Source organism: Arthrobacter sp. zg-Y769 (assembly GCF_020907405.1).
Lineage (GTDB): Bacteria > Actinomycetota > Actinomycetes > Actinomycetales > Micrococcaceae > Arthrobacter_B.
This window is the reverse complement of record NZ_JAJJOE010000009.1, coordinates 25,012-41,028: the sequence shown is the minus strand read 5'-3', so window position 1 is coordinate 41,028 and position 16,017 is coordinate 25,012. Positions and strand designations below refer to the sequence as shown.

Here is a 16,017-nt window from a genome sequence, read left to right as displayed (position 1 = left end):
CAGGACAGCTCCGGCGGGCAGGGGACGGCCATGCCAGTAGGCAAGTTCTTCGGTTCCCTCTTTGGCAACTCGCCCGAGCCGGAACCGGCCCCGGAGCTGTCCGCAGCCGCATCGGCGTCGGGCCCCGACGCCGAACACCAGGAGACCGTAAAGTCCCTGGAGAACCTGCGCACCGCGGTGCGCCGGGCCGGCGGCGCCCTGCCGACGTCGGTGTCCTCCATGGTCCGGCAGATCGACGACATCCTGGCACCGCTGGTGGACTACGTGGGCAGCCACGGTGCCTCCACCGAACAAAACGTGCTGCTCAACGCCATCATCACCAATTACCTCCCCACTCCCCTGCGTGCCTATGTGGCCCTCAGCGACCGAGAGCGGACCGAGACCTCAGAGGCCACCACATTGCTCGTTGACCAGCTGACCATCCTGGAAGGCATTGCCCGGGACCTGGAGAACCAGGTCCGCACCGGCGCCATTGCCGAGCTGTCCGCCCACGGACGGTTCCTCGATGACAAGTTCTCCCCCTCCTCCCTGACCTTCGGGGAGCACTGATGGGAACCCTGGTAGCCGGCGCCAACGCCGCCCTTACCGCGGAAAACCCCGGCCTGACCTCCGTCATGGTGGGCCTGGGCTGGGATGTCATCCCCAGCCGCGGACCCGCGTCCGAGCTGGTTCCGCTGACGCTGCTGTGCGGCGCCGACGGCCGGGTCCTCTCCGACGCGCACCTGGTGTTCTTCAACCAGATCGCCAGCCCGGAGGGTTCGGTTCTGTTCGAGGGCGACGACGACACCGAGCAGATCGACGTCGATCTGTCCCGGGTGCCGGCGGCCGTCTCGAAGATCGTGTTCGCCGTGTATGCCGATCCGGAGATGCGCGGTCCCGGCACCTTTGCGGCCGTACGCAGCGCCTACATCCGGGTGGCCCGCCCCGACGGCGGGGAGCTGGTCCGCTTCGACCTGCCCTCGGCCAACCGGGACAGCATCACCGCCATGATGTTCGGCGAGCTGTACCGGCACCGCACCGACTGGAAATTCCGCGCCCTGGGCCAGGGGTACACCACCGGCCTGCTCGGCCTGGCTGCCGACTTCGGATTCGATCTTTAGGCGATGGCCGTCAACCGCTCGTCGGCCGTCCGCACCGACCTTCCTTTCCTGAGCCGCCGGGTCAAACCGCGCGCTGCGGCTCCGGCTGCATCCCCGGCCGCCGCCGCACCGAAAACGACGCCGGCACCTGCCGCCGCGCCGAACCCGGCACCGCGCACCACGCCGACGCCGACTCCGGCTGCCCGGCCGGCGTCGCCTGCTCCGGGGTCCCTCTCGCTGTCCCCGCCGCCGCGGCAGGAGGCCGCACCGTCGGTCTCCCCGTCGCTCTCGCTGGGCCTGTCCCCCAATGCCGAGGCTGCCAGCAGCCGCGCCGGTGCCACCGCGCGGCCGACGTCCGCGGCACGCTCACCGGAACCCGTATCCACCGCCCCCCTGCACAGCCGCCTTTTCCCGGCCCCGGGGCTGGGCGAGCTGCGCAGCCTGGACCGGCAGAACCCGGTACTGCGCCTGACCCCCATGGAATCGGCGGTGGGCAGCCTGGTGGTTGCCGGAACCGTCCGTGCCGTGTGGGAAGGACCGGAGCACACCACCGGCTCCATTGCCGCGGGCGAATTCCGGCCCGAAAACCTGGAAGGCGCCCTGGTCTCCACTCCGGGCAACCGGCCGCTGGTCGGCTATGAGGATGACCTGGCCCTGATTCCGCTGCGCCATGTGGACAAGCTGCGGCGGGCACTGTTCTTCCCGAAGCCGAAGCAGCCCATGAGCGTGGGCGTCTACAACGGCAAGTCGGTGACGCTTCCCGCGCAGGCCGGCCCGCGCAGCTTCTACGTGCTCTCGGTCATCCGCATCGGGAACGTGCTGGAACTGCGGGCCGAGGAACTGCCGTACGGCCTGGAGTTCAAGGCCATCTGGGAGTCCTTCGGGTTCAACATGACCACCCGCCACCCGTACCAGGGGCGGTAACGGCGTGCGCCATTTCTCCTACCTCAGCGAGCCGGAAACCGCCCGCCTGTTCCACCTCGCCCCGCAGGAACTGACCCTCGATTCCGACGCCGGGCTGCTGGCCACCGCACTCGGGGCCACGCTCTACTGCCCGGCCACGCGGCCGGACCTGGTCAAGGACGTCCGCAAGCAGGCCGCCCGCGGTGCCCTCAGCATGGTCATCTGCCTCGAGGATTCCATTGCCGACGCCGATGTCCCGGCCGCCGAAACCAACGTCGTGGGAGCCCTCGCGGAGCTGCACACTGCCGGCATCCGCGGCTCCGGCGATCCCGAAGACCTGATGCTCTTTGTCCGGGTGCGCACCCCGGAGCAGCTGCTGAGCCTCGCCGAGCGCAGCGGAAATTCCCTGGACGTCCTCACCGGGTTCGTGATTCCGAAGTTCGAAAACACCACCGGTGCCGCCCGGCGCTTCCTCGACGCCCTGCACACCGTGAATGACACCCGGTGGGCCGCCGATCCCGGGGCCCGGCCGCTGCGCATCATGCCGATCCTCGAGTCGCCCCTGATGATCCACGCCGAGACCCGCACCTCTACCCTCACGGGCATCTTCGAGGTGCTGGAAGCGAACCGTCCGGACATCCTTGCCGTGCGGATCGGCGCCACCGACATGTCCAGCGCCTACGGTCTGCGCCGCTCCCGGGACCTCACCATTTACGACGTCAAGGTGGTCTCGGCGGTGATCGGGGACATCGTCAACATGCTCGGCCGGCCGGACGGCTTTGTCATCAGCGGCCCGGTCTGGGAACACTACAGCTCCGGCGAGCGGCTGCTGCGCCCGATGCTGCGCTCCTCCCCCTTCGCGGACGCCGACGAACTGGGCCTGCGCCAGCGGCTGCTGACCGCGAACCTGGACGGGCTGATCCGCGAAATCGAACTGGACCAGGCGAACGGACTGCTCGGCAAGACCGTTATCCACCCCTCGCACGTTCCACTGGTCCACGCCATGTCCGTGATCAGCCACGAGGAGTACCTGGACGCACTGCACATTTCCGGTGCGTCCGGCGGCGGTGCCGCGGCGTCGCCGTACCGCAACAAGATGAACGAAATGAAACCGCATCAGGCGTGGGCAGCTTCCACCCTCGTCCGGGCCGCCGCCTTCGGCGTCGCTGCCCCCGACATCACTTATGTAGATCTTCTGGAAGCGAGCATGAATTGAAGCACCACCCCTGGACCGGCGGATTTGTGAACGAGGCCCTGGGAGTGCGGATCACCTCCGATCCTGCCGCGCTGCTGCCGGTGGAGGACCTGGTGGGACTGGCCCTGCGCCGCAACCCGCGCCGGGCGCACCTGCTGGTTTCCCGGGTGCTGGCCAAGCATGTGCCTACCGAGCCGGCGTTGGTCCTGGCCGCCGGCGAGCTGCTGGGCGCCCTGGCCGGGGCGGCACTCGGCAGCACGGTCGACGACGCCGTGCTGCGCGGCGTCGCCGGTGAACTCGCGGCGGTGCTCGAGGGCGGCGACGATACGGCCGAGCCGGCGAGCGACGATGACGGCGGCCGCCCCACCGCGTCCCGGTCACCGCGCGCCCGGCTGCAGTATGCCCGGGAACGGCTGTGGGACCTGCCGATTTCCCACCCCGGAGTGGTGACCATTGGCTACGCCGAGACCGCCACCGGGCTGGGCCGGCTTGTAGCCGACATGCTGGGTTCCTACTACATCCACTCCACCCGGCACGCCCCGGCAGGAGCCGTGGCCTACGGGGCGTTCGAGGAAGCCCATTCCCACGCCACCTCGCACCGGCTGCTGCCCGTGGATCCGGCGCTGCTGAACAGCCCCGCTCCGGTGGTGCTGGTGGACGACGAGCTCAGCACCGGCGCCACCGTCATCAACACCATCACCGAACTGCATGCCGCCGCACCGCATCCGCTGTATGTGGTGGCCTCGCTGATCGACCTGCGCTCCGACGCGGACCGGACCCGCTTCGACGAGCTGGCCGCAGAACTGGGCTGCAGCATCCGTGTGGTTGCATTGGGGACGGGCCGGATCGAACTGGGCGAGGACATCCTGGCCCGGGCAGAGAAATTGATCGGCGGGCTTCCGGAGCCCGCTGCCGCATCCGATGCCGCCGAACCCGGCACCGTGACCGTGCTGGATTACTCCGGTGCCGCACGCCGGCTTCGCAGTGACCGTTTCGGCAACCGTGCCGGCGTTTCCAGCGATTACCTCGGCAGCCTGCCGGACGGCCTGCCGGGAGCCGTCTCCGCCGAGAGCCTGGCACTCGTTGCCGCCCGCATCTCCGCCGCCCTGCCGGCTGCAGAAGACAGTCCCGTGCTGGTGCTGGGCTGCGAGGAGTTCATCCATGTGCCGCTGACCATCGCCAACGCGGTAGCCGAAGCCCTGCCGGGCACCTCCGTCCGGTTCTCCACCACCACCCGCTCCCCCATCGTGCCGATCGACCGGCCGGACTACGCCATTGCCAATAGCGTGGACTTCGCCAGCCACGATGTCACCGAGGACGGTCCCGGCCCGCGGCACGCCTACAACGTGGGTCCGCGCCGAGCTGCCGACGGCTCGGGTGTAGAGGGCTCTGACGCAGACGGTTTGGGCGCGGACACGGGCTTCGGCAGCATTATCCTGCTGCCCGAACCCGGCACCGACCCTGCCTCCATCACCGGCCCGGGCAGCGTGACCGAGGCGCTCCGCGCAGTGACCGGCGCCGTCGTCGTCGTACTGCTGCCCGCCGACGTCCCCGCGCCCGGGGACTGGACCGTACCGGACCCCGCGCCCGTGCCGCTGACCGGACCGGAGTTCGGATCCTACGCGCCCGAGGACGTGACCTGGCTGCTCAAGGACCTGCGCGACGCCGCGCTGGAGGCCCCGACCGCGGAACGGGAGGCAGCCATCCAGTCCGGCGGCGCGAACTACGCCGAGTCGCTGCCGATGGAGTACCTGCCCTCGGCGCAGTACCAGGACCTGTACGAGGAGGCGCTGCGCCGTTCCGCGCCCCGGGTCGCGTCCGCCGTCGGCACCGTGACCGAGCTGGCGCTGGCCGCCCGGAACCGCGAGCCGGTGCTGGTCTCGCTCGCCCGGGCCGGCACACCCATCGGCATCCTGATGCGCCGCTGGGCGCAGCGGATGCACGGGCTGGACCTGCCGCACTACACCATGAGCATTGTGCGCGGCGTCGGCATGGACGAAACCGCGCTGCGGTACCTGGCGCGTACGTACTCCCCCGAGCGGATCCTGTTTGTGGACGGCTGGACCGGCAAGGGCGCGATCACGCGCGAGCTGACCGCGGCGCTGGATCGGTTCGAAGCGACCGACGGCGTGCGGTTCTCCTCCGAGCTCGCGGTGCTGGCCGATCCCGGCCACTCGGTGGAGCTGTTCGGCACGCGGGAGGACTACCTGATTCCGTCTGCCTGCCTGAACTCGACCGTCTCCGGGCTGGTGTCCCGCACGGTGTTCAACAAGGACCTGATTGCGCCGTCCGATTTCCACGGCGCGAAGTTCTACGCGCATCTGGCCGGCGCCGATGTGTCCCGGGACTTCCTGACGGCCATCGAGGCGCACTTCGACGAGGTGCGGCCGGAGGCGGAGTCCGCCGCGGCGTCGCTGGCTGCTGCGGACCGGACCCCCACCTGGGTGGGCTGGCAGGCGGTGGAGCGGCTCAGCGAGGAGTACGGCATCCACAACGTGAACCTGGTGAAGCCCGGCGTGGGCGAGACCACGCGCGTGCTGCTGCGGCGGGTGCCGTGGAAGGTGCTGGTGCATCCGGGGGCGCTGGAGGACGTGGCGCATGTGCTGCTGCTGGCCGAACAGCGCGGTGTCCCCGTGGAGGAGGTGCCGGACCTGCCGTTCAGCTGTGTGGGCCTGATCCATCCGCGGTTCACCGCCGGTGCCGTGGGCGCCGACGGCCGGGCCGTTGCCGCTGCCGTTCCGGGGGCCGACGCGTGAAAACGATGCTCGCGTCCGACCTGGACCGCACCCTGATCTACTCCGCGAATGCGCTGTTCCTGAACACCGAGGATGCCCTGGCGCCGGCGATGGTGGTGGCCGAAGTCTATGAGGGTAAGCCGCTGTCCTTTATGACCCGGACCGCCGAGGCGCTGCTGGTCTCCGCCGCCGAGGCCTCCGTGTTTGTACCCGTCACCACGCGGACCGTGGCGCAGTACCGGCGCATCCAGCTGCCCGGCCCCACGCCCGAGTATGCGGTCACCACCAACGGCGGCGTCATCCTCCATCACGGGGAGCCCGACGCCGACTGGCAGGCTTCCGTGCGCGGTCTCGTCACGTCCGGGTGTGCGCCGCTGGCCGAGATCGAGGCTTACCTGGGCCGTCCTGAATTCCATGATTGGATTCTGAAGCTTCGTTCCGCGGAGGACCTGTTCGCGTACGCGATTGTGGATCGAGATGCCCTCCCCGGCGAGTTCCTGCTGGGTCTGGAGGACTGGTGCGATGCACGCGGCTGGACGGTGTCATTGCAGGGACGCAAGCTCTACTGCGTGCCCACTCCGGTGACCAAGCAGCAGGCCGTGGCCGAGGTCGCCCGCCGGATCGGTGCCGACCGCATCATCGCGGCCGGGGATTCCCTGCTGGACCGCCCGATGCTGGAGTGCGCCGACATCGCCTTCCGTCCCGCGCACGGCGAACTGGACGACGCCGGCTACTTCGAGCCGCACCTGCAGGTCACCGAGGCGCGCGGAATCCTGGCCGGGGAAGAGATTGTCCGGCGGATGCTGGGGCTGGTGCGGAGCTAGGCTCGGGCTCGTGCGGGGCGAGGGCGACCATTCCAGTCCCTAGACCGCTGAGCGCTCCGCCTCACTGCGCAGGATGCAGAATTCATTGCCCTCCGGGTCGGCGAGCACCACCCAGCCCGTCCCGTCCGGCAGGCGCCGGTCGGCAACCTCGGTGGCGCCCAGTGCCAGCAGCCGTGCGAGCTCCTCGTCGCGGCCGCCGACCTCTGCAGGCTGCAGATCCAGGTGCACCCGGTTCTTGACCTGTTTACGGTCCGGAACGTTGATGAACAGCAGCCGCTGGGAGCCGTCGGCGGAGGAGATCATGCACTCGTCGTCGTCGGGCTGGTTGGGATCCTCGGGGTCTTCGTGGAAATCGAGCACCTTGGCCCAGAACACCGACTGGGCGTGGGCATCGAGGCTGTCGAAGGACGTGTGGGAAATCAAGGCAGTCATGCCGTGAAGCCTAAAGGATTGCTGCTCCCTTTCAAGGATAGGATCAGCTCCGCTAACTCGCTCTTTGCTGGATTTATGAAAGGTCTCATTCATGTCACAACAGCCCGGTGCTTTGAAGGGCGGAGTACGTCCTTCCCGTAAGTTCCTCTTTTCGCCGCTCATTTTTCCTGTTACGGCGTTGGCTGGCGCCGTGTACGTCCTGCTCAACGGATATCAGGGAATGTTGCGCCCTGATTTCCCCTTGCTCGGGGCGGGTCTGCTCTTTGGCGCAGTATTCATACTGCTTCCGATCCGGTCGCCGTGGATTTTCTTCCCCGTCTTTGTTGGCTCATTTATGCCCGTTTTCATTGTCGGTATGCCCGGATTTGTCTGGGTTCTAGGTTTCATTGTCGGCATGCTGATGGGAATAGGCCTGCAGGAGGTGCGGATCGCGCGGCGCAAGAATGCCCGCCAGGGCGAGTGGTTTTTAGGGTACCGAGGGTTCAACTCGGTAGGGGAAATCCGGCAGGCTGCAGTTACTGAATTGAGCGCAATGACCGGGGGACGGAAGGCGAAGCCGGCAATACTGATCGAGCATGGGTCTGCGCACCTGCAGATCTCCGGAAGCATCACGACAGGCCTGGTGTGCCACCGCAATCCCGATGTTGACACCCAGGAAACATGGGCCGTACTGATTGTCGATCGGTCATCTTCGGGTACTGCGGCGGATTCCCGCTTCCGCGTCACCGCGCCGCAGGAGTATGAGGAACCCGTGGTGTTCGTCCACGATTTGAGCATGGCGGAGAAGGCATTGGATGACTTCCTTACCACTCCCGACGAGATACCCGGACCCCCGAATTGGCAAACAGGAATTCCCAAGAATGCAGTCCCGCGGGTCCGTTGGTGAGGTTCTTCTAACCGGCTGTCCAGACGCTAGCCCGGCGGCCTAGAAGTTGAAGCGAGGCGGGGCAGGGACGGGTCCGCTGACGGGACGGTCGATGCCGATCACCCCTGCGGCATAGCTGAGGAACTCCTCCAGCCGCCGGTTGAAGGTCTCCGGAACTCCGAAGGCCTTTCCGCTGCCCAATCGAAAGCCGAAGGTGTCGGACGCGTGGACTTCGATGGCGGAGCCGGTACCGGACTGGGACGCCGTGAAGGTCAAGGCCACCGGTATATTCGCGCGGCCTTCAGCCGTCATGTTGCCCAACGTCCGGTAGAGCGCGTTTGAACCCATATGCACCTCAAGCGACCACTTTTCCCGCCGGACGTCTTCTCCGTGGGATTCGAACGCCGAAGCCAGTGCGTCCAGAACCTCCTGCGGCGGCTGGGACGCTGTCCACTGTTCCTTCTTCTCCACAATCGGTTTCGTACTGAACAATGCCACGGCGATACCCCCGTTTGAGACTGGTTTATTCGAGACTAAGTGAAAGTGAAGCTGCCGCGGCTAGGACCGCCGCGCCAGTCCGGTCACGGCTCTCAGCCTAACGCCGGACATCAAACCCGCTCCAGCAGCATCGACACGCCCTGCCCCAATCCCACGCACATGGTCACCAGGCCGCGGGAAGCACCCTCGCGTTCCATCCGGTTCAGCATGGTCACCGTGAGCCGGGACCCGGATGATCCCAGCGCATGCCCCAAAGCAATGGCGCCGCCGTCGCGGTTCACGATTGACTCGTCCAGGTTCAGCGCGCGCATGCAGGCCAGCGACTGGGCGGCGAAGGCCTCGTTCAGCTCCACGGCGTCGATGTCGCCGAGCGACCAGCCGGCCCGGTCCAGCACCTTTTGCGTCGCCGGCACCGGCCCGATCCCCATCACCGCGGGCGCCACCCCGGCGGAGGCGCCGTCGACAATCCGGGCGCGGGCGTTCAGCCCCAGCCGGCGGACCGCGTCGGCGCTGGCGACGACGACGGCGGACGCGCCGTCGTTCAGCGAGCTCGAGTTCCCGGCGGTCACCACGCCGTCGGACCGCACGATGGGCCGCAGCTTCGCCAGGGCTTCGATGCTGGTTCCCCGGCGCGGACCCTCGTCCGTCTTGACCACGCCGTTCTTCGTTTCCACCGGCACAATCTCGTCAGTGAACCGGCCCTCGTCAATGGCGGCCAGCGCCCGGGTATGCGAGCGCAGCGCGAACGCGTCGGAGTCCTCGCGGGAGATTCCGTCCCGGGCGGCCAGCTCCTCGGCGGTTTCCGGCATGGAATAGGTGGTGCCGGGCAGGTCGTAGAACTTCGGGTTGGTAAACCGGGCGCCGATCGCCGAGTCCGCCAGCTCCCCCGGCTTGGCAAAGGCCTTCTCCGGTTTCGCCAGCACCCACGGCGCCCGGGACATGGACTCCACTCCCCCGGCCACCACAATGTCAGCCGCCCCCGAGCGGATCATCTGCGCCGCGGTGATGATCGCGCTGAGCCCGGAGGCGCAGAGCCGGTTCACCGTCATCGCCGGCACCGTGTCCGGGAACCCGGCGAGCAGGGTCGCCATCCGCGCCACGTTCCGATTGTCCTCCCCGGCCTGGTTCGTGTTGCCCAGGAGCACCTCGTCGACGTCGGCCGGGCGAACTCCCGCGCGGCTCACCGCTTCCCGAAGCACCAGAGCCGCGAGATCGTCGGGCCGGACGCTGGAGAGGGCACCGGCGTAGCGGCCGACGGGAGTGCGGACGCCGGACACCAGATAAGCCTCAGTCATGCTGGAAATGGTACTGCCCGCGAAATAGTAGTGTGACTTGGGCAACACCAACCTGAGCACAACCGTCCAGTTTCGGCCGCAGCGCTGCGGCAGCAGGAGGAACCATGAGCACGCCCACGACGCCGTCCGCCGCCTCCGCGTCCACCGCGCCTTCACCCGCGACGGCCCCGGCCGCGCCGGACCTCGAGGCGCTCCGCGCGGCGTCGGACGTCCTCGGCCTGGACGGACTCCTCACCGAAGACGAACTCGCCCTCCGCGCGAAAGTCCGCGCCTTCGTGGACGAACGCATCCGCCCGAACATCAAGGACTGGTACGAGGACGCGGTCTTCCCGGTGGAGATCGTCCGGGAACTCGGCGGCCTCGGGCTGCTCGGCATGCATCTGGAGGGCTACGGCTGCCCCGGCCGCTCCGCCGTCGAATACGGGATTGCCGCCATGGAACTGGAGGCCGGCGACTCGGGCCTGCGCACCTTCGTCTCCGTGCAGGGTTCGCTGGCCATGACCGCCATCCATAAATGGGGCTCCGAGGAGCAGAAGAACCGGTACCTGCCGGGCATGGCCCGCGGCGAGCTGATCGGCTGCTTCGGGCTCACCGAACCCACCGCCGGCTCCGACCCGTCCAGCATGAGTACCTTTGCTCGGCACGACGGCGACGGCTGGGTCCTGCACGGCGCCAAACGGTGGATCGGGCTGGCCTCCATTGCCGACGTCGCCGTCATCTGGGCGCAGACCGACGACAGCGTCCGCGGCTTCCTCGTCCCCACGGACACCCCCGGTTTCTCCGCCGTGCCCATTGAACCGAAGCTCTCCATGCGTGCCTCCATCCAGTGCGATGTGTTCCTGGAGGACGTGCGGCTGCCCGATTCGGCGCTGCTGCCCGGGGCGAAGGGGCTGCGCGGCCCGTTCTCCTGCCTGAACGAAGCCCGCTACGGGATCCTCTGGGGTTCGATGGGTGCGGCCCGGGACAGCTATGAGGAGGCCCTGAAGTATTCGCTGGAACGGCTGCAGTTCGACAAGCCGCTGGCCGCCTATCAGATCACCCAGGAGAAGCTGGTGAACATGCTGCTGGAAATTCAGAAGGGCGTGCTGCTGGCGATCCATACCGGCCGGCTCAAGGACGCGGGCACGCTGGAACCGGTGCAGATTTCCGTGGGCAAACTGAACAACGTCCGCGAAGCAATCGCTATCTGCCGGGAGGCCCGTGCAATTCTCGGCGGCAACGGCATCACCCTGGACTACTCGCCGCTGCGGCATGCAAACAACCTCGAATCGGTGCGGACCTACGAAGGCACCGACGAGGTGCACACCCTCATCCTGGGCCAGCACATCACGGGGATCTCCGCGTTCCGGTAGGTTGCCCGGATTACCGCGCTACCGGTCCGCGGGCAGTCCCGCTTCGACGGCCGCCTCGGTCGCCTCCGGTGCCACAGACGGCGGTGCGAACGACGACGGCGGGGTTGGCCGCGGCGGCGAAGGCGGGTTGGGCGGGACCGGGAATTCCGGCGGAAGAATCGGGATGTCCGGTTCCGGAGTTCCCGGGTCCGGCGGGTCGGTGGGTCCCGGCGGCGTCGGCGGAACCGACGGCGGCGCTGTGGGGTCCGGGCTCGGCGGCGAGGTTGGCGGCTCGCTAGGCGGTTGCGCCGGTTCCGGGGGCGGTTCCGCGGGCGGCTCGCCCGGTCCGGGCGGCGGTTCTACCGGAGGCTTTCCCGGCGGTTCAATCGGCGGGGGCTGCGGCTGGTTCCCCGGCGGATTGGCCGGGTTCGGCGGCGGGGGCGCCTGGGCGTCTTCCCGTGCCCGTTCTTCGGCTGCCCTGCGCTGTGCCATCTCCTGTTCCCACTCGGCGTAGGCCTGCCGTGCTCGTTCCTCCTCGGCCCGGCGTGCCGTCTCGGCCTGCTGCACCGCGGCCGCGCGTTCCTCCGCCAGTTGATCTGCCATGCCGCTCTCCATCCAGACCAGGTCCCCGGCCGAGTTGTGGGTGCAGCGGTACTCGATCTGCCGCTGCACACGGGATTGCCCCGGGGTTCCGCAAACTGCATCCGCAATCGAAGCCTCGTCAGCCGGCTCCTCATTGGACGTATCCCCCAGCACCGCAAACATGTCCGGCTCGGCTTCTTCCACTGAGTCCTCCACGTCCGGCGGGAGTGCCTGCCGGAGCACGGACCCGGGTGGCGGCGTCGTCGTCGGGAAAGCGAAAAGGTCCGGCCGGGGCTCGAGGCCTGCGGCGTCCTCGGAGACGGAGCCCGGAACGGGATCCGGTGTCGAGACGACGCCTGCAACCATGCCGACCACCAGCACCACGGCGCCGAGGGACAGGGCAAATTTCCGCTGTTCGAGGGTGTCGAGCCCGGCCCAGCTACGGCGTCGGAAACCCAGCGCATACAGCGCGGTGAGCACCAGCAGCGATCCGGTGGCCAGCATCCACACAATGACGCCCAGGCTGCCCTGCAGGGCGGCGACCCACAGCAACCCGGCGGCCAGACCGATGACTAACCAGGCAGAGCGGGGATTGCGGAGACCGGGACTTCGCTGCGGCATGGACGGATTGGAGGGGGCTGCTGCTGGTGTTGATTCGTACGCCATGATGCCTCAGCGGTGTGGTGCGGGCCGGCCGCCCCCGGTCCGTGGACCCCGGCTGGCTTGGAACGGCAACGCCGCCGTCCTCTCCGGGATGCCGGAGCCGTTAAACGGGTGTTGCCCTTGGAACCACGCTAGGCGGGTCCAAGGGCAACATCTACTGCTTCCCGAAACTCGGGGTGGATTACTCGCAGCCGACGCCGTCGCCGTCGCGGTCCAGGTGTGTTCCGTACCCGGGTCCGCCGGCGTAAACGGGAGCGCCGCCTGCGTTTCGGGCTGCCGTGCAGTTGGGGTAGTAAACGCTGGCCGGCGGTGCGGGCGGGGCCGGAGCCGGGACCACGGGGGCGGGAGCAGGCGGCGCTGGAGCAACCTGCTGGCGGGCCTGTTCCTCCGCCAGCCGCTGAGCTTCCGCCGCGGCGGCCTGCTCATCAGCGAGCCGTTGTGCCTCTGCAGCTGCCTCGTCGTCAAGACGCTGTTGCTCCGCTGCTGCGGCGGCTTCATCGGCGGCTTTCTTGTCGGCAGCTGCCTGTCGCTCGGCAACGAGCTTTTTGGAGCTGTCCTCGTCCATCCAGACGAGCAGGCCGTTGTCGTTTTCTGTGCAGACGTAGACCACGGACTGCGAAGTCGCCGTGGGAGACGGCGAAGCCGTTGTCGCGGACGGGGACGGGGACGGAGAAGAGGACGGCGACGGCGAGGCCTTGGCGGACTTGGTGGAGGCCGTCGGGGTGGGTGTGGGGCTGGTGGTTGCAGCCTGCTTCTGCGTCCGGGTGACACCGGCGGTCTTGCAGGCCTTGTTGGCGATCTGCGTGACGGTCGGGGTCGGCGTCGGCGTGGGAGACGCGGTGGTCTTGGTGGGCGACGGCGTAGCGGCCGCGGGCTCGGCGTCGCCGCCGCCGCAACCGGACAGGACGACGACGGTGCTGAGCGCAAGCGCACCGAGGGTCAGTACCCGGGAGCGGGCAGAAGATACGGTGCCGCGGGCCGTCGTTGACGCGGTGCGGCCGGTGGGCAAAACAGTCATAGGTCCCCCATGGACAAGACAGTGAATGTGGATGCGAATGCATCGACCCAAAGGCTACAGGACTTGTGGAGGCGAAGACAGCAACCGGAACCGCCAATTTCCACCCGGTACTGCCGCTGCCCTCTGGCCGCTGCCCGCACAGGCCAGTAACCTCTTCTGCACGCCGACACGGGAGGCAGCCATGGACTGGATCTGGAACGTTCTCTGGCCCGTCCTCGGGCTGCTGACCGGGTTCGCCGCCGGCTGGCTGACCAAGCGCAGTTTGAACCGGCGGCACGAGTCCCGGGCACTGAACGAACTGGTCACCTATCTGCACCTGAAACGGTCGCTGGCCCAGATCGAGCCGCAGCCGGCGGAGGCCGGACCAATGGAAGCCCGGCACCGGTCCGCCGTGCAGGATCTGCGGGAAAACGTGATGGAGACACTCGCGCACCTCACGCCCGGTTCCGGTGCCGTGGAGGTCTTGATGCGGATGTCGGCCGCCAGCAACCGCTACCTGCGCGAGGTCGCCGCCGATCCGGGCAGCTACCAGTTCGCGCTGATGGAGCTGCGGCGGAACCTGGACGAGGACCTGCGGATCCTCACCGACGGCCGCCGCGACGTCGAGTACCTCAGCCCCGGCGAGGCTCCGGCACGCAAGGGGCCGCCGTCGTCGTCGCAAGGAGGAACATCCCCGACCGGCGGAACTACGTTGCCGAGCGGGACGAGCCGAACCCGTCAATGACGAACTCCGCGGTGGCGCGGCCCGTAGCGGCCGCTTCCGCCGGAGACGCACCGCGGAGCAGCATGCCCAGGACGCCGGTGAAGATCAGCAGCAGGTGGGCCGCCACTGCGGCGGCGTCGTCGGCACCGACCACCGGCACGGCCAGTTCGCGGAAGCGGTCGGTGAGCAGCTGGGTATCCTGCGACAGGGTTTCGGCGAGCTGCTGGCCCGGGTCGGCGGTTTCCGCGGCGACGCCGAGCGCGGCGCACCAGCGCGCGGCGGACGCGCCGGACCGGTAGCTCGTGAGGGCCGGAAAGACCGCCAGCAGCCGGTCCCGGTCGGTGGCGGCGGCAGCGATTTCGAGCTGCCAGGCCGCATCCCAGTTCTCCAGCCGGCGGCGCAGCGCCGCCGCGATCAGGCCTTCCTTGTTGCCGAAGTGCGCATACAGGGTCGCCGGCGCGACGTTGGCGCGCTGCAGGATCCGGTCCACCGGCGTTGCCGCGACGCCCTGCGTGAAGGCGAGCTCTTCGGCGGCGTCAAGCAGACGGTTTCGTGCGCTGGGTTGTGCAACCATCTGCACAGCATATAACGTACGTTTCAATGAAACGACCGTTACAGCCTTCCGTTCCGACCGCCGGCCCGCTCTTCGCGGTCGCCGCGGTGACCCTCATCGCCGCGACTTACGGGCTGGCGCGGCTGGGCTACGGCCTGTTCCTCCCGGCCTTCTCCGCCTCCTTTGAGCTGACTCCGGCCGTCGGCGGGCTGCTCTCGTCCGGCGCCTCGGTGATCTACTGCGTCTCGGCCGGGCTGGGATTCGTTTATGCGCCGCGGCATCCGCGGCTGATGACGATTCTGGCCGGCTCGACGGCGGCACTGGGCTCCGCGGGGATCGCCGCCTCGCCGTCGACGGGGTTCTTCGCCGCGGCCGTGCTGCTGGCCGGAATGGGCGCGGGCTTCGCCTCCCCCGCCCTGGTGGAACTGGTGCAGCGCAACACGAAGCCGATCCGGCAGGCGAAGCGGCAGTCGGTGGTGAACTCGGGCACCGGGTTCGGCGTGGTTGCGGCCGGGCTGCTTGCGCTGATCCTCGGGTCCTCGTGGCGGCTGGCGTGGGTGCTGATTGCGGTGATCGCGGTGGCGGGCATGGTCGGGGTGCTGCGGGCGGACGTGTCGCGGCGCCGCGGGGGCAGCGCGGCAGGCGACGACGGGAACGACGACGGCTCTCGGGGGAACGACGACGACGCCGCCCGGCAGCGCGGCGCAAGCCAGCCCCGGGGCCTGGGCCTGGGTCTGGCCGCCCTGCGCTGGCCGATTGCTGCCGCGTTCCTCTACGGCATCGGCTGCGCCGCGGTCTGGGTGTACGGCCGCACCCTGCTTGAGGAGCAGGGCGGCATGCCCGTAACCCTCTCCGCCGGCGCGTGGATTGCCCTGGGCATCGGCGGCGCGGCCGCGGTGCTGACCGCGCCGTGGCTGGCCCGGCATCCGATCCGGCTCACCTGGCCGGTCACGGTGCTGGCCACCGCGGCGGCCACCGGCATCATGGCCTTCGCACCGGAGAGTGTCGGGATCTCCTTTGCCACCGCCGCAGTCTTCGGGCTCGCCTACACCGCCGCGACGTCGGTCCTCATCATCTGGGCCACCGCCACGGCGAGCAGCAGCGCCGCCGGCACCTCGGCCCTGTTCATCAGCCTCATCCTCGGGCAGGCCGCCGGAGCAGCCCTGACCGGAGCCCTCATCGAAGCATCCGGCTTCGGACTGGCGTTTGCCGTTGCCGCGGCGGCGTGCGGACTCAGCGGGCTCGGCGTCGTGCGCGGTGCAGGGCACCGGGACGCGCACCGGACGCAGCCTGCGAGCGCGTCCGTGGCCGATCCAGCGTCCTAACCGCCGCACGAACACC

At 68.8% G+C, this 16,017-nt stretch carries 16 protein-coding genes; 10 read left to right on the top strand and 6 right to left on the bottom strand.

From position 1 onward, the window contains the following. Positions 1-30: 30 nt before the first annotated feature. From LOC60_RS09075 to LOC60_RS09050, 6 genes are read left to right on the top strand one after another with little or no spacing between them, the layout of a single operon-like run. Positions 31-549: a hypothetical protein gene (locus tag LOC60_RS09075; RefSeq protein WP_230024541.1), complete on the top strand. Its 519-nt coding sequence runs from the start codon at positions 31-33 to the stop codon at positions 547-549. Next, positions 549-1,100, top strand: coding sequence for a TerD family protein (locus LOC60_RS09070; RefSeq protein WP_230024539.1), 552 nt, complete (start codon positions 549-551; stop codon positions 1,098-1,100). The genes LOC60_RS09075 and LOC60_RS09070 overlap by 1 nt, the downstream gene beginning before the upstream one ends. Before the next feature lie 3 nt (positions 1,101-1,103). Continuing rightward, positions 1,104-2,003, top strand: coding sequence for a hypothetical protein (locus LOC60_RS09065; RefSeq protein ID WP_230024537.1), 900 nt, complete (start codon positions 1,104-1,106; stop codon positions 2,001-2,003). Between the two features lie 4 nt (positions 2,004-2,007). Continuing rightward, on the top strand, positions 2,008-3,198 hold the full coding sequence (locus LOC60_RS09060; RefSeq protein WP_230024535.1) for an HpcH/HpaI aldolase/citrate lyase family protein: 1,191 nt from the start codon (positions 2,008-2,010) through the stop codon (positions 3,196-3,198). Further along, positions 3,195-5,933 carry a phosphoribosyltransferase domain-containing protein gene (locus tag LOC60_RS09055; protein WP_230024533.1) on the top strand — a complete coding sequence of 913 codons (2,739 nt, stop codon included), beginning with the start codon at positions 3,195-3,197 and terminating at the stop codon, positions 5,931-5,933. The genes LOC60_RS09060 and LOC60_RS09055 overlap by 4 nt, the downstream gene beginning before the upstream one ends. A 5-nt stretch (positions 5,934-5,938) precedes the next feature. Beyond that, a complete protein-coding gene (locus tag LOC60_RS09050) occupies positions 5,939-6,736 on the top strand; it encodes an HAD family hydrolase (RefSeq protein ID WP_230024911.1) in 798 nt (265 codons plus the stop codon). A gap of 39 nt (positions 6,737-6,775) precedes the next feature. Here the strand turns inward: LOC60_RS09050 and LOC60_RS09045 are convergent, their stop codons facing one another. Beyond that, the gene (locus LOC60_RS09045) at positions 6,776-7,168 is read right to left on the bottom strand and encodes a VOC family protein (RefSeq protein WP_230024531.1); all 393 of its coding nucleotides are present in this window, start codon (positions 7,166-7,168) and stop codon (positions 6,776-6,778) included. A 91-nt stretch (positions 7,169-7,259) separates the two neighbouring features. On the opposite strand from LOC60_RS09045, the gene LOC60_RS09040 reads away from it, so the two are divergent. Then, the gene (locus LOC60_RS09040; protein WP_230024529.1) at positions 7,260-8,054 is read left to right on the top strand and encodes a hypothetical protein; all 795 of its coding nucleotides are present in this window, start codon (positions 7,260-7,262) and stop codon (positions 8,052-8,054) included. Positions 8,055-8,093: 39 nt separating this feature from the next. On the opposite strand, the gene LOC60_RS09035 is transcribed toward LOC60_RS09040, so the two are convergent. Both LOC60_RS09035 and LOC60_RS09030 read right to left on the bottom strand, forming a co-directional pair. Further along, positions 8,094-8,531, bottom strand: coding sequence for a hypothetical protein (locus tag LOC60_RS09035; protein WP_230024527.1), 438 nt, complete (start codon positions 8,529-8,531; stop codon positions 8,094-8,096). Positions 8,532-8,641: 110 nt separating this feature from the next. After that, positions 8,642-9,826, bottom strand: a complete 1,185-nt coding sequence (locus tag LOC60_RS09030) for a thiolase family protein (protein ID WP_230024525.1) — start codon at positions 9,824-9,826, stop codon at positions 8,642-8,644. Positions 9,827-9,930: 104 nt separating this feature from the next. On the opposite strand from LOC60_RS09030, the gene LOC60_RS09025 reads away from it, so the two are divergent. Next, entirely contained in the window at positions 9,931-11,178 is a 1,248-nt protein-coding gene (locus LOC60_RS09025; protein ID WP_230024523.1) for an acyl-CoA dehydrogenase family protein, read from the top strand. An 18-nt stretch (positions 11,179-11,196) separates the two neighbouring features. On the opposite strand, the gene LOC60_RS09020 is transcribed toward LOC60_RS09025, so the two are convergent. Beyond that, positions 11,197-12,360: a hypothetical protein gene (locus LOC60_RS09020; RefSeq protein ID WP_230024522.1), complete on the bottom strand. Its 1,164-nt coding sequence runs from the start codon at positions 12,358-12,360 to the stop codon at positions 11,197-11,199. Between the two features lie 223 nt (positions 12,361-12,583). Beyond that, positions 12,584-13,420, bottom strand: a complete 837-nt coding sequence (locus LOC60_RS09015; RefSeq protein WP_230024521.1) for an excalibur calcium-binding domain-containing protein — start codon at positions 13,418-13,420, stop codon at positions 12,584-12,586. A gap of 181 nt (positions 13,421-13,601) precedes the next feature. On the opposite strand from LOC60_RS09015, the gene LOC60_RS09010 reads away from it, so the two are divergent. Further along, positions 13,602-14,144 (top strand): hypothetical protein, encoded by a 543-nt coding sequence (locus tag LOC60_RS09010; RefSeq protein ID WP_230024520.1) that lies wholly within the window; start codon positions 13,602-13,604, stop codon positions 14,142-14,144. Here LOC60_RS09010 and LOC60_RS09005 read toward each other — a convergent pair. Then, positions 14,107-14,697 carry a TetR/AcrR family transcriptional regulator gene (locus LOC60_RS09005; RefSeq protein ID WP_230024519.1) on the bottom strand — a complete coding sequence of 197 codons (591 nt, stop codon included), beginning with the start codon at positions 14,695-14,697 and terminating at the stop codon, positions 14,107-14,109. The genes LOC60_RS09010 and LOC60_RS09005 overlap by 38 nt on opposite strands. 26 nt (positions 14,698-14,723) lie before the next feature. Between LOC60_RS09005 and LOC60_RS09000 the strand changes: the two genes are divergently transcribed. Beyond that, complete coding sequence (locus LOC60_RS09000) at positions 14,724-16,001, top strand: MFS transporter (RefSeq protein WP_230024517.1); 1,278 nt, start codon at positions 14,724-14,726, stop codon at positions 15,999-16,001. Positions 16,002-16,017: the final 16 nt, after the last annotated feature.

Coding starts and splice junctions, on each gene's coding strand:
- LOC60_RS09000 (WP_230024517.1), top strand. CDS start 14,724: ATGAAACGACCGTTACAGCCTTCCGTTCCGACCGCCGGCCCGCTCTTC.
- LOC60_RS09010 (WP_230024520.1), top strand. CDS start 13,602: ATGGACTGGATCTGGAACGTTCTCTGGCCCGTCCTCGGGCTGCTGACC.
- LOC60_RS09065 (WP_230024537.1), top strand. CDS start 1,104: ATGGCCGTCAACCGCTCGTCGGCCGTCCGCACCGACCTTCCTTTCCTG.
- LOC60_RS09015 (WP_230024521.1), bottom strand. CDS start 13,420: ATGACTGTTTTGCCCACCGGCCGCACCGCGTCAACGACGGCCCGCGGC.
- LOC60_RS09070 (WP_230024539.1), top strand. CDS start 549: ATGGGAACCCTGGTAGCCGGCGCCAACGCCGCCCTTACCGCGGAAAAC.
- LOC60_RS09050 (WP_230024911.1), top strand. CDS start 5,939: ATGCTCGCGTCCGACCTGGACCGCACCCTGATCTACTCCGCGAATGCG.
- LOC60_RS09045 (WP_230024531.1), bottom strand. CDS start 7,168: ATGACTGCCTTGATTTCCCACACGTCCTTCGACAGCCTCGATGCCCAC.
- LOC60_RS09005 (WP_230024519.1), bottom strand. CDS start 14,697: ATGGTTGCACAACCCAGCGCACGAAACCGTCTGCTTGACGCCGCCGAA.
- LOC60_RS09040 (WP_230024529.1), top strand. CDS start 7,260: ATGTCACAACAGCCCGGTGCTTTGAAGGGCGGAGTACGTCCTTCCCGT.
- LOC60_RS09020 (WP_230024522.1), bottom strand. CDS start 12,360: ATGCCGCAGCGAAGTCCCGGTCTCCGCAATCCCCGCTCTGCCTGGTTA.
- LOC60_RS09030 (WP_230024525.1), bottom strand. CDS start 9,826: ATGACTGAGGCTTATCTGGTGTCCGGCGTCCGCACTCCCGTCGGCCGC.
- LOC60_RS09025 (WP_230024523.1), top strand. CDS start 9,931: ATGAGCACGCCCACGACGCCGTCCGCCGCCTCCGCGTCCACCGCGCCT.
- LOC60_RS09075 (WP_230024541.1), top strand. CDS start 31: ATGCCAGTAGGCAAGTTCTTCGGTTCCCTCTTTGGCAACTCGCCCGAG.